Origin of the sequence: Bacillus sp. R45 (assembly GCF_021729365.1) — a bacterium.
Classification (GTDB): Bacteria; Bacillota; Bacilli; order Bacillales; family Bacillaceae; genus Bacillus; species Bacillus velezensis.
Genome location: NZ_CP091421.1, coordinates 238,249 through 256,631 on the forward strand (window position 1 = coordinate 238,249; position 18,383 = coordinate 256,631).

18 protein-coding genes and 1 other annotated feature are annotated in these 18,383 nt (G+C 47.5%); of the genes, 11 read left to right on the top strand and 7 right to left on the bottom strand.

Going from position 1 to position 18,383, the window contains the following annotated elements:
* The first annotated feature begins 91 nt into the window (after positions 1-91).
* On the top strand, positions 92-1,060 hold the full coding sequence (gene trhO, locus L3V45_RS01335) for an oxygen-dependent tRNA uridine(34) hydroxylase TrhO (RefSeq protein WP_003156708.1): 969 nt from the start codon (positions 92-94) through the stop codon (positions 1,058-1,060).
* Between the two features lie 36 nt (positions 1,061-1,096).
* On the opposite strand, the gene gltP is transcribed toward trhO, so the two are convergent.
* Positions 1,097-2,347: a glutamate-aspartate/proton symporter GltP gene (gene gltP, locus L3V45_RS01340; protein WP_014304261.1), complete on the bottom strand. Its 1,251-nt coding sequence runs from the start codon at positions 2,345-2,347 to the stop codon at positions 1,097-1,099.
* Positions 2,348-2,717: 370 nt separating this feature from the next.
* Between gltP and L3V45_RS01345 the strand changes: the two genes are divergently transcribed.
* Positions 2,718-3,785: a branched-chain amino acid aminotransferase gene (locus L3V45_RS01345; RefSeq protein WP_003156706.1), complete on the top strand. Its 1,068-nt coding sequence runs from the start codon at positions 2,718-2,720 to the stop codon at positions 3,783-3,785.
* 40 nt (positions 3,786-3,825) lie between these two features.
* Here the strand turns inward: L3V45_RS01345 and L3V45_RS01350 are convergent, their stop codons facing one another.
* The 4 genes from L3V45_RS01350 to L3V45_RS01365 form a co-directional block, all read right to left on the bottom strand.
* The gene (locus L3V45_RS01350; RefSeq protein ID WP_024084846.1) at positions 3,826-5,229 is read right to left on the bottom strand and encodes an amino acid permease; all 1,404 of its coding nucleotides are present in this window, start codon (positions 5,227-5,229) and stop codon (positions 3,826-3,828) included.
* A gap of 113 nt (positions 5,230-5,342) precedes the next feature.
* Entirely contained in the window at positions 5,343-6,290 is a 948-nt protein-coding gene (gene mmuM / locus L3V45_RS01355) for a homocysteine S-methyltransferase (protein ID WP_003156701.1), read from the bottom strand.
* Between the two features lie 115 nt (positions 6,291-6,405).
* Complete coding sequence (locus L3V45_RS01360; RefSeq protein WP_014304265.1) at positions 6,406-7,842, bottom strand: alanine/glycine:cation symporter family protein; 1,437 nt, start codon at positions 7,840-7,842, stop codon at positions 6,406-6,408.
* A gap of 24 nt (positions 7,843-7,866) precedes the next feature.
* Positions 7,867-8,850, bottom strand: coding sequence for a glutaminase (locus L3V45_RS01365; RefSeq protein WP_003156697.1), 984 nt, complete (start codon positions 8,848-8,850; stop codon positions 7,867-7,869).
* A gap of 243 nt (positions 8,851-9,093) precedes the next feature.
* On the opposite strand from L3V45_RS01365, the gene L3V45_RS01370 reads away from it, so the two are divergent.
* From L3V45_RS01370 to L3V45_RS01385, 4 genes are all read left to right on the top strand, one after another.
* Complete coding sequence (locus L3V45_RS01370; protein ID WP_272904819.1) at positions 9,094-10,386, top strand: two-component system sensor histidine kinase GlnK; 1,293 nt, start codon at positions 9,094-9,096, stop codon at positions 10,384-10,386.
* A gap of 1 nt (position 10,387) precedes the next feature.
* Positions 10,388-11,335, top strand: a complete 948-nt coding sequence (locus tag L3V45_RS01375; RefSeq protein ID WP_060386739.1) for a glutamine utilization two-component system response regulator GlnL — start codon at positions 10,388-10,390, stop codon at positions 11,333-11,335.
* Between the two features lie 296 nt (positions 11,336-11,631).
* Positions 11,632-12,555 carry a macrolide 2'-phosphotransferase gene (locus L3V45_RS01380; protein ID WP_115996101.1) on the top strand — a complete coding sequence of 308 codons (924 nt, stop codon included), beginning with the start codon at positions 11,632-11,634 and terminating at the stop codon, positions 12,553-12,555.
* A gap of 48 nt (positions 12,556-12,603) precedes the next feature.
* Positions 12,604-12,854, top strand: a binding site (T-box leader).
* Positions 12,855-12,942: 88 nt separating this feature from the next.
* Positions 12,943-13,107 carry a tryptophan RNA-binding attenuator protein inhibitory protein gene (locus L3V45_RS01385; RefSeq protein ID WP_015388747.1) on the top strand — a complete coding sequence of 55 codons (165 nt, stop codon included), beginning with the start codon at positions 12,943-12,945 and terminating at the stop codon, positions 13,105-13,107.
* Between the two features lie 80 nt (positions 13,108-13,187).
* On the opposite strand, the gene L3V45_RS01390 is transcribed toward L3V45_RS01385, so the two are convergent.
* A complete protein-coding gene (locus L3V45_RS01390) occupies positions 13,188-14,081 on the bottom strand; it encodes a cation diffusion facilitator family transporter (protein ID WP_236837226.1) in 894 nt (297 codons plus the stop codon).
* 397 nt (positions 14,082-14,478) lie between these two features.
* Between L3V45_RS01390 and L3V45_RS01395 the strand changes: the two genes are divergently transcribed.
* The 4 genes from L3V45_RS01395 (at position 14,479) to L3V45_RS01410 (ending at position 17,072) form a co-directional block, all read left to right on the top strand.
* Entirely contained in the window at positions 14,479-15,099 is a 621-nt protein-coding gene (locus L3V45_RS01395) for a nitroreductase family protein (RefSeq protein WP_236837227.1), read from the top strand.
* 24 nt (positions 15,100-15,123) lie between these two features.
* Positions 15,124-16,062 carry a ring-cleaving dioxygenase gene (locus L3V45_RS01400; RefSeq protein WP_044053421.1) on the top strand — a complete coding sequence of 313 codons (939 nt, stop codon included), beginning with the start codon at positions 15,124-15,126 and terminating at the stop codon, positions 16,060-16,062.
* Positions 16,063-16,164: 102 nt separating this feature from the next.
* On the top strand, positions 16,165-16,554 hold the full coding sequence (locus L3V45_RS01405) for a DoxX family protein (RefSeq protein ID WP_007609195.1): 390 nt from the start codon (positions 16,165-16,167) through the stop codon (positions 16,552-16,554).
* 179 nt (positions 16,555-16,733) lie between these two features.
* On the top strand, positions 16,734-17,072 hold the full coding sequence (locus L3V45_RS01410; protein ID WP_057080017.1) for a thioredoxin family protein: 339 nt from the start codon (positions 16,734-16,736) through the stop codon (positions 17,070-17,072).
* A 144-nt stretch (positions 17,073-17,216) separates the two neighbouring features.
* On the opposite strand, the gene L3V45_RS01415 is transcribed toward L3V45_RS01410, so the two are convergent.
* Positions 17,217-17,600, bottom strand: a complete 384-nt coding sequence (locus L3V45_RS01415) for a DUF2512 family protein (protein WP_003156684.1) — start codon at positions 17,598-17,600, stop codon at positions 17,217-17,219.
* Positions 17,601-17,753: 153 nt separating this feature from the next.
* On the opposite strand from L3V45_RS01415, the gene L3V45_RS01420 reads away from it, so the two are divergent.
* Entirely contained in the window at positions 17,754-18,182 is a 429-nt protein-coding gene (locus tag L3V45_RS01420) for a cell wall hydrolase (protein ID WP_003156683.1), read from the top strand.
* Positions 18,183-18,383: the final 201 nt, after the last annotated feature.

Below are 18,383 nucleotides of genomic sequence, written 5' to 3' on the forward strand. Positions count from 1 at the left end.
CGGACGGAAATGTTCATCTTTCGCCCGTTTTCCTGTATGATATAGTATAGTGTGCGTGATCATTAATATAATTGAACAGGGTGTATAAATCATGGAAAAACAATATAGAGTTTTACTTTATTATAAATATGTAAAGATTGATGAGCCTGAAGAGTTCACGGCTCAGCATTTGAAGTTTTGTAAGGAGCTCGGTCTGTTAGGCCGTATTTTGATTTCTGAGGAAGGCATTAACGGCACGGTGTCCGGAACGGTTGAACAGACGGAACAATACATGAATGCGCTGAAAGCTGATCCGCGTTTTGCCGACATGCCGATCAAAATTGACGAGGCTGACGGCCATGCATTCCGCAAAATGTTTGTGCGCCATAAAAAAGAGCTGGTGACGCTTCGTCTCGAAGATGATGTTGATCCGAATGTCACGACGGGCAAGCATTTGAAACCGAAAGACTTTTATGAGCAAATGCAGGATCCTGACACGATCGTGATCGACGCCAGAAACGACTATGAGTATGACCTCGGTCATTTCCGCGGAGCGGTCAGACCTGATATTGAGGCGTTCCGTGAGCTGCCGGACTGGATTGAAGAACACAAAGACATGCTTGAAGGCAAAAAAATCCTCACGTACTGCACAGGCGGCGTACGCTGTGAGAAATTTTCCGGCTGGCTGCTGAAGCAGGGATTTGAAGACGTGTCCCAGCTTGACGGCGGTATCGTCACTTACGGTAAAGATCCTGAAGTGCAAGGGCAGCTGTGGGACGGACAGTGCTATGTGTTTGACGAAAGAATCAGCGTACCGGTCAACCGCGTAGAGCACGTTATCATCGGAAAAGATTATTTCACGGGCGAGCCGTGCGAGCGTTATGTGAACTGCGCAAATCCGGCATGTAATAAAAAAATGATCTGCACACCTGAGAATGAATACAAATACATGCGAAGCTGCAGTCACGAATGCCGTACGAACGAACGAAACATGTATGTGAAAGAGCACGAAATGACTCAGGAAGAAATCAATGAACGCCTTGCTTTGATTGAAAAAGAGGATCATGCGGCGATTGATTAATAGAAAAGACCACCAATGAGGTGGTCTTTTTTGTGTTTACATACTTTCTGTCCGGGCGGTCTGATCTGCCGTGACGGGTCCTTTATATGTGAAGGCTTTTTCCCATTTGGATACGACGATGCAGGCGACCGCATGGCCGGGCACGTTGACACCGGTTCGCGCCATGTCCATGACGCGGTCGACACCGGCAATGATGGCGACGCCTTCCGCGGGGAGACCGACGGCATTCGCTGTCGCCAGAAGCACGACGAGTGAGCCTGACGGGACGGCGGCAATGCCTTTGCTTGTCATGACGAGCACAAGCATCATCAGAAGCTGCTGAGAAAGCGGCATCTCCACATGAAACGCCTGCGCCAGGAAAATACAGGACACCGATAAATAGAGGCTTGAACCGTCACAGTTAAGCGATAAACCTGACGGAACCACAAAGGAGACGACCCGCTTCGGACAGCCGTATTTCTCCATCCGATCCATCAGCTGAGGCAGAATGGTTTCTGTGCTTGTCGTGGAGAAAGCGATCAAAAACAGATCCCAAATCATTTTCAGCACTTCAAAGTACTTGATTTTAAAGATAAGCCCCACGATCGGAAACAGAACGAAGAGGATCAGGAACAGCCCGAGAAACACAGTGCCGATCAGCTTCAGCATCGGGAGCAGAAGCGCGATTCCGAATTGCCCGACGGAGGCGGCCATCAGGGCGAGAACGCCGATCGGAGCGGTGACCATCACCATCTGCGTCAGCTTGAACATAATATTTGCCGTGGATTCGAAGAAACTCATGACAGGTGCGGAGGCTTTGCCGATGCCGGCTGCGGCAACACCGAATAAAATCGCGAAAAAAATGACGGCGAGAAGATCATTTTTCGCCATAACGTCAATGATGTTAACGGGGATAATATCAAGAAGCATTTGTTTCAGATCGACTACTTTTTCCGTATAGCCGGAAAGCTCGTGAATGTCTTTTTTAGCAAGATGAGAGAGGTTAAGTCCGACTCCCGGCTTCAGCACGTTCGCCAATAACAGACCGAGCGCCAGAACGAGCGTCGTAATCACTTCAAACCAAATAATCGTTTTGATGCCGAGACTGCCCATTTTTTTCATACTGCCGCTGCCGGCGGCTCCGATAACAATGGTCGAAAACACGATCGGCACGACAATCATTTTAATCAGGCGGATAAATCCGTCTCCTACAGGCCGCAGCGCCATCCCGAAATCCGGGAAGAAATGGCCGATCAATGCTCCGATGGCTAAAGCGATCAAAATCTGGAATGCGATAAATTTTTTCAAGCGAATCCCCCTTTTACTTGCGCATTTCTTACGTAATTCGTGAAGCAGGCGGCAACCACCTTCCTGTCCGCCATAAATTTGTCACATTATTGACTGTGCGAAAGGAAGGATTGCTTTACATTATGTAAGCGCAATCATTGAATATGACAGAAAGTCCTCATTGAAAAAAATGAAGGAGCATAAGAATAAAGAAAGATTTCCGCTGAAAATATTAAAAATTTTGATAATTATCCTCTTATAAGTGGTATATTTGATATGATATGGTCAACTGCATTCTCATATATCTGTGCATACAAGATTCGGGACAGAAAAAACATGCAGCCCAGAAAAGACTGAAAATTTGAACAATTAGAAGAAAGGTGTGCTTTTGTTGAATCAACTGATTGAAAGACGTAAGGTCACAGCTAGAAAGGAAAAACCGGATTCCGCTTCATTGGGATTTGGCAAGTACTTCACAGATTACATGTTTGTCATGGATTACGAAGAGGGGAGAGGGTGGCATGATCCGAGAATCACACCTTATGAACCGGTCCATCTGGATCCTTCCGCATCGGTTTTCCATTACGGGCAGGCCGTATTTGAAGGGCTGAAGGCTTACAGGTCAGAAGACGGACGGGTGTTGATGTTCCGTCCTGACCAAAATATAAAACGGCTGAATAAATCGTTACGGCGGATGAGCATGCCGCCTCTTGACGAGAAGCTGGCGCTGGAAGCATTGATACAATTGGTGGAGCTGGAGCAGGAATGGATACCGATAGAAAAAGGAACCTCTTTATATATCCGTCCGTTTGTGATTGCGACTGAGCCTTCTTTAGGCGTCCGGCCTTCAAAGCGTTACAAGTTCATGGTTGTTTTGACGCCGGTCGGTTCGTATTACGGCGATCAGCTGAAACCGATCCGTATTTATGTGGAGGATGAGTATGTGCGCGCCGTCACCGGCGGAGTGGGCGACGTCAAAACGTCCGGAAATTATGCGGCCAGCTTACAGGCTCAGCGGAAAGCCGAAGAACTGGGGTATGATCAGGTGCTTTGGCTCGACGGAGTGGAAAAGAAATATGCCGAAGAGGTAGGCAGTATGAATATCTTTTTCATCATAAACGGAGAGGCCGTAACGCCGGCGTTAAACGGAAGCATTCTCGGGGGCATCACACGCGCATCTGTGATAGAGCTGTTAAAAAGCTGGGGCATCCGTGTCAGGGAAGAACAGGTCGCCATTGATGACATCTATGAGGCTGCAATGAGAGGCGAGGTGTCGGAGGTATTCGGTACGGGAACCGCGGCCGTCATCTCGCCGGTCGGCGCGCTGCACATTCACGGAGAAACGATTGAGCTGAATAACGGTTTGATCGGTGAAGTGTCAGAAAAGCTCTATGAAACGATTGCCGGCATCCAAGTCGGGAAGGTGCGGGATTCGTTCAGATGGGTCGTTGAAGTATAAATGAAAAAAGAACCCTTGCGCCGCAGGGTTCTTTTTTTGGTTATTGGGATTTTACGGCTTGCACGCGGGCTCTGCTTTTCCGGTTTTTCAAGTAATAAGCGGTGTAGCAAACGGCCATAAATACAATTCCGCAATAAAGGGCGATGGCCTGGTTCGGATCAAAAGCGATGCCGATACAGGAGGCGAGGCATAGGAGAAAGGCCGCTATCGGTACGGCCGGATATCCCGGCGTCCTGTATTTCAAGTCTGAAAGCTGGTGCCCTTCTTTAAGAAATCGTCTTCTGAACAAAAATTGTGATGCGGCGATGCTCATCCACACAGCCACTACCGCAAATCCTGAGACGGAGACGAGAACAAGATAGACTGTATCCGCTGCAAATACGCTTGACAACAACGACAGAATGCCGCCGATCATACTGAAGATCAGAGCGTTAAAAGGAATGCCTTTAGAGGTCAGCCTGGCAAAGGCGGGATGAAGCTCCCCTTCTTTAGACAGGGACCACAGCATACGTGATGACGCGTACAGCCCTGAATTGGCCGCGGACAGAAGCGCCGTTAAAATGACGAAATTCATCAGATCGGCCGCATAAGGCACGCCGACTCTGTCAAATACCGTGACAAACGGGCTTTCAATCACACCGGCTTCCTTGATGGAGATCATCCCTGACAGCACAAAAATCGTTCCGATAAAGAAAAGCGCCAGCCGCCAGACTGTGGTCTTAATGGCGCGCGGAACGGTTTTTTCCGGATCGGCGCTTTCCCCGGCGGCGATTCCGATCAATTCCGTCCCTGAAAAAGCGAAGTTTACTGAAAGCATCGTCATCAGTATCGGGAAAAAGCCATTTGGAAAAAGGCTGCCGCCATCCGTAAAGTTCGACAGCATAGGTGCGGCCTCACCGCTTTTCATCGGGACGAGGCCGAACATCGCCGCTCCGCCCAATAAAATAAACAGTAAGATGGCTAAGACTTTAATGCTTGAGAACCAAAACTCCGATTCAGCAAAAAATTTCACGGAGAAGGCGTTTAATAAAAAGATGAAAAGAGCGAATACCGCACTCCACATCCAAACTGAAGTATGCGGGAACCAGCGCTGCATGAAGAGCCCGGCCGCCGTGAATTCAGAGCCCAGCGCCACCGCCCACGTCAGCCAGTACAGCCATGCGACCGTAAAGCCCGTCGCGGGCCCGATATAGGTCTTCGCATAGGTGTGGAATGCGCCCGTCACCGGCATGGCCACTGACAGTTCACCGAGGCAAAGCATGACAAGATAGACGATGCCCGCGCCCAAAAGGTAAGCGAAAATGGTGCCCGCCGGACCCGCCTGATGAATGGTATACCCAGAGCTTAAAAACAGCCCCGTTCCGATCACACCTCCGAGTGATAGCATAAAGAGGTGTCTGCTTTTCATACTTCTCTGAAAATTCGTCTCGTTCTTGTTGTTCATTGTTTTCCAACTTTCTGCGAGGGCCGTTCTAATAAAAAATCTCATGCCGGCGAACGGCACGAGATTCCGGCGAACCGGCTTTTTGAATAGAATATACAAACTATTCCGATTAGTCAAGTTGTTTTTAAGGTCTTGGCCCAATCGGCAATGGCTTGGATGTCCGCGGGTTTCGTCCGGCAGCAGCCTCCGATCAGGCTCACGCCGTTTTCGTACCAGCTTTGCGCGCTTTTTCCGAAATGGTTTTCGCACGCTGCGCCTTTCCAGGTTTTTGTCACCGGGTCATATTGTTCGCCGGAGTTCGGATAGGCGATAATCGGTTTGGATGCTGCCCGTTTGATTTCTTCTATCAGCGGCGGAATATATTCGATCGGTGTGCAGTTGATGCCGATCGCTGCGATTTGGCTGCAGGAGTCAAGCAGGGCCGCGCATTCGGAAATAGGCGTGCCTTCGCTGATATGCCGCCCGTCTTTGGCGCTGAAGCTGATCCATGCGTAAGTGCCGGGGAATTCCTCCAGCAGCCTTGTGATCGCTTTTGCTTCTGACAGGCACGGAATGGTCTCACAGGCCAAAAGATCGGCGCCGGATTCTATGAGGGCTTTCATCCGGGGGCGGTGAAAGCTGATCAGCTCATCGTCCGTCAGTCCGTAATGCCCGCGATATTCAGAGCCGTCAGCGAGGCTCGCGCCGTAAGGTCCGATAGAAGCGGCGACCAAAGGTTTGGGCCGGTGTAAACGGTTTTCTTCATGCGCCCAAAATTCATCGCGTGCTTGTGCGGCAAGTTCAACAGATGTCTGAATGAGACGTATCGCATCGGTTTCCGGGATGCCGCGCGCTGCAAATCCTTCAATTGTCGATTGATAACTGGCGGTGATCGCGCAATCAGCGCCGGCGGCAAAATATTCTGCATGCACCTGTTTGATCAGTTCGGGTCTCTCCAAAAGAATTTTGGCCGACCACAGATCGTCATGTAAATCACAGCCCATCCGCTCAAGCTCGGTTGCCATCGCGCCGTCTATGATCATAACCGGGTATTCATTTAATATTTGTGTAATGGGATTCATAGGCCTTCCTTTCTGACTTTACTGAAAATATATAAAAAGGGTAATGGACGCTATTCTCTTTGTCAATGAACCGGCGGAAAAAAGGTGTTCAGGACGCTGCCCGAACACCTTTTGTTTAGGAAATGTTTTTGCCTTTCGCGCTTTTCGCGATATCTGAATACTCCCAGCATTCGATCCCGTCATCATCAGGGAGCACATCTCTGTAAAAGACGGGGTCCTTTCCGGCTTTCTTTTGCCGGGCATAATCGCTCAAAGCGGCAAACGCTTTTTTCGACAGAAGGAAAATCGCGATTAAGTTCACGACCACCATTAAACCCATGAACAAGTCAGCCATATCCCACACAAGCTGGACTTTGGAAATACAGCCGAACAGTACCATTCCGAGCACGCAGATGCGGTAAATGAACAGCCACTTTTTGTTCTGGCTTAAAAATCCGATATTGGTTTCTCCGTAATAATAGTTGCCCATCAGAGCGCTGAAGCCGAACAAAAGCATTAAGACGGCAAGGAAACCTGACGCCCACGCGCCGACATGATCGCTCAAGGCGGCCTGAGAAAGCGCGATGCCGCTCAGTCCCGGCTGGTGATAAGCGTCTGAAAATAAAATGATAAGCGCCGTGCTTGTACAAATGACGAGCGTATCCGTCAGGACGCCGAATGCCTGAATGAGCCCCTGTTTCACCGGATGGCTCGTCGTAGCTGTCGCCGCCGCGTTCGGAGCGCTTCCCATACCCGCTTCATTTGAGAAAATCCCGCGTCTTACACCTTGCATCAAGGCCGCACCTAAAGCGCCGCCCGCTGCCTGATCAATGCCGAACGCATTTTTTACGATTAGCGACAGAACGCCGGGCAATTGGGTGATATTCGTCAGAATGACAAAGAAAGCGACACCGATATATAAAACGGCCAAGACGACTACGATGTATTCCGCCATTTTCGCAATTCGTTTGACGCCGCCGAAGATTACGCCGCCGAAAACCAAGATTAAAATAATGCCCAATGTAAGCCGGCTGGTGCCGAACGCGTTTTGAAAGGCGACGCTGATCGTATTGGATTGAACGGAATTAAAAACAACCCCGAATGACAGTGTGATTAATACGGCGAACAGCGCGCCCATCCAGCGTTTCTTCAGGCCTTTTTCCATGTAATAGGCCGGGCCCCCGCGGAATCCGTTTTGATCTTTTACTTTATAAATTTGGGCCAGCGTGCTTTCAACAAAGCTTGAAGCCGAACCGATGACTGCGATGATCCACATCCAGAAAATAGCGCCCGGACCGCCGAGTGCGATCGCAATGGCGATTCCGGTAATATTCCCGGTTCCGACACGCGCCGCCATACTGATGCAAAATGCCTGAAACGGGGAAATGCTGTTTTTTGTCCGGGCGGCCGCGCCTTCCTTCAAAACCCGGATCATTTCCTTCAGCATGCGGACTTGCAGACCCTTTGATCTGAACGTAAAAAACAGTCCCAGAGAAAGAAGCAGTACGATTAACAGTTTTGACCATAAAAAATCATTTGCCGAGCCGATTACATTTTCAAGGAATTCCTGCATCCAATCACCTCTTGGTTCATTTGATTAAAAAATACTGAGCTCCCACTCCTGTGCGATATGTTTCAGCAGCATGCCGCCGGTCAGGCTGTTGCCGTATTCATCAATGGCCGGACCGTAAATGCCGATGCCGCAGCCGTTATGAAAAGGCTGCTCTCTTCTGGCGCTTGGGGGAACCAATGCCATGATGCCGCCGGATACCCCGCTTTTGGCCGGGACGCCGACGAAAGCCGCATATTTGCCTGACGCATTGTACATCCCGCACGTCAGCATCAGGGCTTTGGCGAGTTTCGCGACATCTTTCGGAATGACCTGTTCCCGTCGGATCGGATGGTAGCCGTCATGGGCAAGTATCAATCCGATTAAAGCGATGTCCTCGGTTGTACCCTCCATGGCGCACTGCTTTAAATACACTTCAAGCGTTTCTTCCACATCCGCCTCGAGAAAGTTCGTTTCTTTTAAATAGTAGGCGAGCGCTCTGTTCCGATGCGCGGTCTGCCATTCAGAACGGAAGACCTCCTCGTGAATGTGAGGCCGTTTTCCTATTAATTTTTCAAAAACGGAAAAGAGATATTCTAATTTATTATGCGCCGTTTCACCCGGAAGCAGCGAGGCGACGGTAATGGCGCCGGCATTGATCATCGGATTGAAGGGCTTCCCGGGTTTATGGATTTCAAGCCGGATGATAGAATTAAACGCATCACCCGTCGGCTCCACGTCCACACGATCGAGCACATAAGGAATGCCTCTGGACATGCATGCGGCAATAAAGCTGATGACTTTTGAGATGCTCTGCAATGTGAACGGCACATTCCATTCACCGGCATGAATCATTGAGCCATCCGGCTCTAATATGCAAATGCCCAGCTGAGAGTCGTTGATTTCTCCGAGGGCGGGTATATAATTTGCGCTTTTTCCATTGACGGAAAACGGTCGGTAATGCTCGACCCAATCTTGTAAAAGTGAAGCCAGTTCCTCTTTTTCAAGGCGCTCTCTGACCATATCTTTCATAACATTCCTCCTCTATTGCAAGCCTGTCCGAAGCGGAAACCGGTCTTGGAAAACGTTTTCAAAAATAGCGTGTTCCATGTTAATGTATAATGACATCTACAGAATCATACAAAATACGACAAAATCATTCTTAAAATAAGCCGATAGATTTATAAATCAGCCGGAGTGTCCCGCCATTCGGGTCTAAAGAAATTTGCGGACTGTATCGGTCTTGTTCAAAATAGACAGAAGAAGGAAGTGATTATGATCAGGCTCGACTATTTACTGAAAAAAGACGGCTATCTTTTCGCTCTTATGCTGATCACCGTGCCGCTGGCGGGGGAACTGAAATTTTACCCCCTGAATGAGGTATATCGGATCAGCTTCGGCGCTCCGGCTTTTTTCTTTTTTCTTCTGCTGCTTCGGCATGTGCCGGCGGTATTGTCAGGGCTGTTGACAGGTGCAGCCGTTGTGGCATTCCGGATCGGCCTGGCGTGCTGGGGAGGAGAGCATGCCGGATTTTCGGCGGCTTTTTTCAGCCAATATCCCAGTTTCTTTTTTTACTTTACATATGCCTGTTTGTTTTATGTGCTGAAGGTCAGGCTTTTTTGGGATCGGCCGCTCATGATCGGGTTTCTCGGTTTTCTCATTGAAATGGCGTCCGATGCCGTTGAAATGACGGTTCAGTTTTCCGGCGGCAAGCAGATTATGATGCCGGACAAGCTGGCGGATATCGCGGTTATCGCTGTTTCTCACACATTTATTGTGCTGAGTTTTTTCAACGTGATGAAGCTGCACGAATCTCAGGTCAGGGAAAAACAAACGAGAAAGCAGCATGAGCACATGCTGATGATTGTGTCTAACTTATATGAAGAAACGATTCATCTGAAAAAAACGTTAAAAACGACGGAGCATGTGACGAAAGAATCCTATCAGCTGTATCGGGAAATGAGCGGGAACGACCGGGAGCTCGGGAGCCGAATGCTGCGCCTTGCGGGAGAAATTCATGAAGTGAAAAAAGACAATCAGCGAATATTCGCCGGCCTGTCGAAGCTGATTTCAAATGAGAGATTCCGGGATTACATGAATGCCGCCGATCTGGTCGGCCTCGTTATCCGCATCAATGAAAAATACGCCGAATCTTTAGGCAAAGACATTCAATTCAAAAGCGTGATTGAAGGAGAACACCCCGATTATCACGTCTTTACCGTCCTGTCGATCTTAAATAATCTGACCGCCAATGCAGTCGAAGCCATGGGTGACAGGGGTGAGATCCGCCTCGCGCTGCGCAGGGCTGAGGGGGGGATGGCCGAATTTGAGGCGGAAGATGACGGTCCCGGCATTCCGGAAAAAATCGGAGAGGTCGTTTATGATCCCGGTTTTACGTCCAAATACGATGAATTCGGCACACCTTCAACGGGCATCGGGCTTTCATACGTGAAGGAAATCGTAACCGAACTTGACGGAGACATTTCCTTTCATAACAAGCCAAAAGGCGTCATATTTACGATTAAGCTGCCGGTGAAGCATTTGATTGCAGAAAGGATGAACTCATAATATGCGTTTTTTTATAGCTGATGATGACCGGGCGATCCGTTCCATTTTAAAACAGATGATCGAGGACGAGGACTTAGGAGAAGTCGTCGGTGAGGCAGAGGACGGAAGCCAGATTGAAGGGCATTATCTCCATTTCAAACAAGTCGATATTTTATTAATTGATCTGCTGATGCCGGGCCGGGACGGGATTGAGACGATCCGGCATCTTCAGGGGGCGTACAACGGAAAAGCAGTGATGATATCGCAGGTGGAGGCAAAGGAAATGGTGGGAGAAGCTTATTCTCTCGGCATCGAATACTTTATCCATAAACCGATCAACAAAATCGAGATCGTCACCGTTTTGCGAAAAGTAAAAGAGCGGATTGAACTGGAAACCTCGATCGGCGACATCCAACATTCGTTAAGCCGTCTTATTCAGCGGAATGAACCGAAAAAAAGCGGGCCGGGGGGGATGCACGAGAAATCAATCAAAGAAACAGGAAAATTTCTTTTGTCGGAATTAGGCATCGTGGGAGAAAGCGGGGCGCATGACCTCATGGCCGTCCTTCACTATTTATTTGAGGATGAACAGGCGGAAAGAAACATCCCGTCTTTAAAGCAGATGTTTACAAACGCCGCCATCCGGAAGCTGGGACCTGCGGCGGCACAAGCCGAGGTTAACAGAGAAATCAAAGCCTCGGAACAGCGGATCAGAAGGGCCGTCATTCATTCGTTAAACCATTTCGCTTCATTGGGCACAACTGATTTTTCAAACCCCAAATTTGAATATTACGCCTCGAAATTCTTTGATTTCCCCGCTGTCAGCAAGAGAATGAAAGAAATGCAGGCCAAGGAAACCGTGCCGCTTTCTCCGGTTAAAGTGAATATGAAAAAATTCATTCACGTCTTTTTTTTGGAGGCGAAAGATTTACGCGAAGGATCAAAATTTGTCAGCGGAGGCAGCCGGTAAGCTGATAAATAGGGTTTACGTATATAAGGTTTTTGTGTAAAATAATGTTAACTAAGAAGGAACGGAGGGATCCTGATGGCTGATCAAATTCCGGTTTTCGCACTAATGAAATAGTGTCAAAGTCTCTGCCTTGAGCGCGGAGGAAACCGGGATTGTCTGCCTGAATAAGGAACCTGACAGTAATAGTGAGGGGGCGGCGATTATGCCGCCCTCTTTTTGGCGTCTTCACACATCTCTTTCTTCTCCGCCTAAAGGCGAAGCTCTGTGTCAGTCAATAAGGGAAATGGGGAAACAAGATGACAAAAAAACAAAGGGAAATAGAATCCGTTTTGAACATCGCAAAGGCAAATGGCTTACGGTTAAAATATGAAGGGGCGGACATAAATGAAACGGGTATGGACTTCCAAGTCGTATTTGCTGAAGATGACAGCGGCGTGACATGGGTGCTCCGAAAGCCGCGCCGTCCCGATGTTATCGAAAGAGCGGCTGCAGAAAGCGATGTTCTCGCGTTTCTCCGCAGCCATGCCGCTGTATCAGTCCCCGATTGGCGGATTCATACACCGGAACTGATCGCTTATCCGAAACTGGACGGAATACCGGCTGCCGCAATTGATCTGGATAAGAAACAGTATGTCTGGAATATGGAACACGAGCCGCCTTCAGACGGTTTTGTCGGCTCGCTTGCCGCAACATTAGCCGGGCTGCACGGGGCAGACCCGGATGCGGCCTCCAGATCCGGAATTGAAATCATAAAACCGGATGACGTCAGGCAAAGGGCGGCGGAATCAATGGATCATATAAAAAAAGAAATCGGGGTTTCAGAACAGCTTTGGAAAAGATGGCAAACGTGGATAAATGACAGCTCGTACTGGCCTGATTTTTCCGCGCTGACCCATGGCGACTTGCATCCTCCGCATATTTTGATCGGCGAAAATCAGCGTGTGACGGGTCTCCTCGATTGGACGGAGGCAAAGGTTGCCGATCCGGCCAAGGATTTTGTCCTTTATCAAGTGATATTAGGAGAAAAAGAAACAAAACGGCTGATGAAGAGCTACGAAGCTGAGGGCGGGCGCGTCTGGCCGAAAATGCAGGAGCATGTGTCAGAATGGCAGGCCGCTTACCCTGTGGAAACGGCGAAGTTCGCGCTTCAGACGGGGCAAGAGGAGCATATGCAAATGGCGCGGGACATGCTCGGCCTGTCCGATCCGAAAGGTTATTGACTTCCGCCGGATGACAGCGTATGATACATTTTAAAATCATAGAACGGATGAACAATGCTGAGGAAGAGCAAGTACGCATCAGCGCGCGGGGTTCAGAGAGTCGGTGGCCGCTGTGAACCGATCCCCGTCCGGTGCCGAATGGGCTTCTGAATTGCTGCGCTGAAATAACAGTAGGCGGTGCCGGGATTCTTTCCCCGTTATCAAGATAGGAGTATTGAAACCCTGAGTTTCTGTACTTTTTGAGAGAATGGCTCTTCAGCCGTTAATAAAGGCGGCACCGCGAAAACCTCGTCCTTTGATGGACGGGGTTTTTTTGCGTTGTTAAGGAGGTGATGGCCATGGAAAGTGACTGGAGACGGACAGACAATCAAAAAAGGAGGGATATTCATGGTGATCGCAACCGACGATCTTGAGCTCACATGTCCGCATTGTGAAGGAACCGGCGAGGAGAAAGAAGGGACGCCCTGTCCGAAGTGCGGCGCGAAGGGCGTCATATTGACCGCTCAAGGAAACACGCTGCTGCATTTTATCAGAAAGCATATGGATCAGTGAAATCAAACGAATATGTAAAGAAACAGCACAAAACAAAAAAGCTTGTAGAAAAAACATCGTTTTCTCTACAAGCTGCTTTTTTATTCTTCAAAATAAGGATTCACATGGATGAGCACTTCTTCAACATCTGAAAAGTGTCTTTTGATTTCATTTCGGATTTCCCGGGCTATATCGTGTCCCTGCTTAATCGTCAAATCATGATCCAAAGATAACCGGACATCAAGCAATTTATAGTGGCCGTGTTCTCTCGCTCGGATTTTATCGAGCCGTTTGACTTGAGGGCAATCCAAAATAACCACTTTATATTCCTCTATCAGTTGGGGATCAACACTTTTTTCCATGAGAACGTCAACAGACGGCCTGATTAATTCCATTGAAATCTTAAAAATGAGGTACGCCACGATGACACTGGCAATTGCATCGGCGTACAACAGATAGGACCATCCGCTTATGTTCCCGATAATCGCCAATAGGACGCCGATAAAAGCGGCAAGAGAGGCAACGATATCGCCTTTATGATCGTATGCAATCGCTATAATCGCTTTACTGTTCCATTTTTCCCCTTGTTTGATCGAATAACGATATAAGATCTGCTTAGCCAGGTAGGATATCAGAGCCGCAAACAATGCGCTGTATTGCGGGATGCTTGGACCTTCAACAAAGGACGAAATCGCTTCTATCATAATATACACGGAAACGAGCACTAATATGATTCCTACAATCGCTTCGCTGATGACCTCAGCTTTGCCATGCCCGAAAGGATGGTCTTGATCGGGCGGCTTATTAGAAATGCCGATGACGGCCAGGACAGCAATTGAAGCCACGACATCCGCTGCAGAATGTATACCGTCGGCAAAAACTGCTTCACTATCGCCTATCAGTCCAAAAAAGATCTTTCCTGCCATTAAGATCAGATTGGCTATCAATGCAATCAAAGCAACTTTTTTGCTTATTTGTTCTCTTTCACTTGTCATTTTTTCCTCCTATAAAACTGCACAAAAAAATAGGAGCGCTCTTGATTCGCTCTCCGTATCCTTTCTTGTGTAATCACTTTGCTTATCATATCAATTCAGTTTCGAGTGGGTCTATAGCAAGGTTGTTTCCTGTTTACTAATAAATAAGGTGACAGAAAAAAAGTTGGAGCAGGGCTAAATAGTACATAAACAAAATTGCGCTGAATTTAAAAATGAACTGTTGACATTTGAGTATTTATCTTTTATTATTATCTTGAATTCAAGATATTTTAATTCGAGACAATTTAATTAGAGTGCAGGATAAGAACCTGCCGATCGTTTTGTTTTTTGATCATACATTATTTGATTTTTTATACTATAATATCTCGAATTCGAGATAAAGGGGAGTGCGAGAGAAATGGCTGAATTTGTACAGCTGGTGAATGAAAGAAGATCTGCAAGCAACTTTCTTCCAGAACATCCAATCACAAGAGATGAGCTCAACGAAATGTTTGAATTGGTTGCGTTGGCTCCATCAGCTTTTAATTTGCAGCATACAAAATATGTGACGGTTCTTGACCCGGAGGTAAAAGAAAAGCTGAAGCAGGCCGCAAACGGACAATATAAAGTGTTCAGCTCATCAGCGGTTCTTTTGGTTTTAGGGGATAAGCAGGCATATCAGCAAGCGGCTGACATCTATGAAGGATTGAAGGTGCTGGGGGTATTAAATAAACAAGATTATGATCACATGGTTCAAAACACCGTTTCGTTTTATGAAAACAGGGGAGAACTGTTTAAGAGAGATGAGGCGATAAGAAATGCTTCACTTTCTGCGATGATGTTTATGCTGAGTGCTAAGGAAAAAGGCTGGGACACCTGTCCGATGATAGGGTTTGATCCTGAAGCCGTGAAACAGATTTTGAATATAGATGATCAATTTGAGGTCGTCATGATGATTACAATCGGGAAAGAAAAAATAGAAAGCAGAAGGCCGCGCGGCTACCGAAAGCCTGTGAATGAGTTTGTGGAGTATATTTAAATATTTATAAAGGAGCGCATAAAAATGGCTAAAAAAACGATGGGAATCCATCATATTACAGCAATTGTCGGCCACCCTCAAGAGAATGCTGATTTCTACGCTGGAGTGCTGGGGCTGCGATTGGTCAAGCAAACGGTCAATTTTGATGATCCGGGTACGTATCACCTTTATTTCGGCGATGAAGGCGGGAAGCCGGGAACAATCATCACATTCTTTCCGTGGGCGGACGCCCGTCAAGGCATCATTGGAGACGGACAGGTTGGCGTGACATCTTACGTCGTGCCGAGAGGTGCTATGGCATTTTGGGAAAAGAGACTTGAAAAGTTCAACGTGCCATACACAAAAATCGAGCGTTTTGGGGAACAATATATAGAATTTGATGACCCGCATGGCCTGCATTTAGAAATCGTGGAAAGAGAAGCAGGGGAGGCCAATACGTGGACTTTCGGAGATGTAACCCCGGATGTTGCCATTAAAGGCTTTGGCGGTGCAACCCTGTTATCAGCACAGCCTGAAAAAACAGGTGAACTGCTAGAAAACATCATGGGGCTTGAGCGAGTCGGCAAGGAAGGAGACTTCGTTCGTTATCGTTCTGCCGGTGATATCGGGAATGTGATTGATCTTAAATTAACGCCGATCGGCCGCGGACAAATGGGTGTCGGCACAGTGCATCACATCGCTTGGCGGGCTCAGGATGACGAAGATCAATTAGATTGGCAAAGATTCATTGCTGCGCACGGATATGGTGTGACTCCTGTTCAGGATAGAAACTATTTTAATGCGGTTTACTTCAGAGAACATGGGGAAATCTTATTTGAGATCGCAACTGATCCGCCGGGCTTTGCCCATGATGAGTCACAAGAAACAATGGGCGGAAAATTGATGCTCCCTGAGCAGTATGAACCGCACCGGGCACAAATTGAACAAGGGCTGCTGCCGTTTGAAGTAAGAGAATTAGATTGATTTGACACATAAAAAATAAAGAAACATATAGTCAATTGATGATTGCTGGATGGTACCGTCCAGCAAAGAATCAGATGAAATCAAAGATGAGGAGAGATAAAAATGGAAGATGCAGGACTATTACTTATTCGAATCATGATTGGTGTGGTGTTTCTGTTTTATGGATCACAAAAATTATTCGGCTGGTTTGGCGGATACGGAATTAAAGGAACCGGACAATGGTTCGAGTCAATTGGAGTTAAACCAGGCAATGCCGCGGCCGCTTTATCAGGTCTCGGGGAACTCGCAAGCGGAATTTTATTTATTTTAGGTGTATTCCTCCCGCTTGGAGCTGCTATCATAACGATCATTATGTTAGGTGCCATTGTAAAAGTTCATGGAGCGAAAGGGTTTGCGAACGGTGCCGGCGGCTTTGAATATAACTTGGTGCTGATTGCAGTCTCCATCGGAGTTGCACTCATCGGTTCAGGAGCTTACGCTTTGCATTTTTAATATAAGTATCTAAGAACAGTTACTGAAAAGCGGTAACTGTTCTTTTATTTTTCAAGCACGACGTTAAGGTGCTCTGAATCGCAAAAAAGCGGATATGATCCATATAAATGTGTATAGTGAATGTACGAGTATTGATGAGCTTGGTCATGAAAGACGGGCCGATTTGAAGGAGGGTTTTGATGAAAGAGCTGACAGACTTACATTCATTAGATTCTATCGAGAATTTTATTAAGCAGCATCAATTCAGTTTTATCTACATTTCAAGACCTGCCTGTACAGTATGTCACGCTGTTCTGCCGCAGCTCAGAAAAGTTTTGGATCAGTTTCCGAATATCAAATTGGGGCATACCAACGCTGACGAGGTAGAAGAGGTAGCCGGCAGATTTTCAGTCTTCACTGTCCCCGTGCTTCTTTTGTTCATTGATGGGACTGAGTTTCTGAGAGAAGCCCGCTTTGTTCATTTTGAACAGCTCGAAGAAAGGCTGAAAAGGGTTTATCAGTTATATCAAGATGTATAAAGCGTTTATACTTTACAATGCGGGAGTGCTTTTTCTGCACCTGAAATAGATGAATATGTAAAGAAACAGCAAAAAACAAAAAAGCTTGCAGAAAAAACATCATTTTCTCTACAAGCTGAAGGCCGCTATCCGGCCTTTTTTACATTATTCGGACCGGGGTTCTAAAAAACGGGACCCTCCCAAGTCTTTTCTCATCAGATAGATATGGAAAAAATATTCTCCGACGGCGATGATGACGGCGGAAATGAGAGCGGCAAACGCCAGTCTTCCTCCGGAAATGCCCATGGACAGCGGCATTCCCATCAGCCAGACAACAAGAAACGCGATTCCGAAATCAGCGGACGCCGCCGTGATATTATTCCATCTCGGAAGCACGTACAGGTCGCCCGTAAAGTAGGAAACGGCTCCCAGCACAATGGTCATCAGCAGCACGTCACCGAATGTAAAGCGAAAACCTAAGCCGAGTATCAGATACAGAATAATGATGGTCATAATGCCTTTAATGGCAAGCGCTTTAATGTGTTCCATTCGAATTCCTCCTTATGGAAATCATGTTAGTATGTTTCCTCATAACGTGAAATATAAACCCTTTTTTCGTGAACATTTGTTTTCTGGCTTTTGGCTGTCATCACTGGGCCGCTGTTGAATATGATGAAAGGAGAAAATACGGGAGGTGTCATGATGGCAGTCGTAAAAGCGTCGAGCGCCGATGTCGATCTAATGGCAAGGCTGCTCAGGGCGGAAGCGGAAGGCGAAGGGAAGCAGGGAATGCTTTTGGTCGGCAATGTGGGAATCAATCGGGTGCGGGCGAATTGTTCTGATTTTAAAGGCCTGCGCACCATCAGGCAGATGGTGTTTCAGCCGCACGCGTTTGAAGCGGTGACTCACGGATACTTTTACCAGAGACCGCGTGAATCCGAGCGGAGGCTTGCCCGCAGGAACATTAACGGAGAACGGTTTTGGCCGGCTAAGTTCAGTCTGTGGTACTTTAAGCCGCCGGGCAACTGCCCGCAGACTTGGTATGGCCAGCCGTTTGTCGCCAGATTCAGATCCCACTGCTTCTATCAGCCGACAGGTGAGACGTGCGAAAACGTGTACAATACATTTTAATCCCGGGGGCACCGTTCTTAAAATGAACGGTGTTTTTTTAATGTTTTGTGAAGAAAAATAGGAAAAAAGTGCGCTTGACGGATGACAAGCCAAAAAGAAACAGAGGGGGTTTTCTCCCGGCGGGGCAAGGTTTGTCGAAACAATGTGAAAAATGTCTCCCGCCGTTCATTTTTCAGCCTTACAAACCCTTCACACTTCTTC